The sequence below is a fragment of the Chryseobacterium sp. SIMBA_029 genome (genome assembly GCF_046535275.1).
In the GTDB taxonomy this organism is placed as follows: domain Bacteria; phylum Bacteroidota; class Bacteroidia; order Flavobacteriales; family Weeksellaceae; genus Chryseobacterium.
Map to the genome: position 1 here is coordinate 1 of NZ_JAWRXA010000109.1, position 350 is coordinate 350.

Annotated in this window: 1 pseudogene; it reads left to right on the forward strand. The window is 32.9% G+C overall.

Annotated features, from left to right (window positions below):
- Positions 1-18 precede the first annotated feature (18 nt).
- Positions 19-350: pseudogene (locus SB679_RS23425) on the forward strand (integrase); the annotation flags it as partial.

Consider the following 350-nt stretch of genomic DNA (forward strand, 5'->3'; position numbering starts at 1 on the left):
CCAAGGACAAAACAATTCATGTTTCTTGAAGAGGAACTTAACCCCAATCTATCACTTTGTGAAGCTTTACAAAAAGCATTAGCGAGTAAGACCTACACACCAGAACATATGAAGCTGGTGGAGTTTATATTGAATAGGTTTAAAACTAATACCATTAAATTGGAATTAGATTATCTTAAAATCAAAGATGTTGAGCTTATCCATATTAAAAAAATTCTGGAAGCTTGCAACCTTTCTAATTACGGTTATAACCAAAACAGAAAAGTACTTTCATCGCTTTTCACGGATTTGGTAGATGAATCATGTTTAAAAGTCAATCCTTGTACTGGAATAAAGCCAAAGAAGCACAT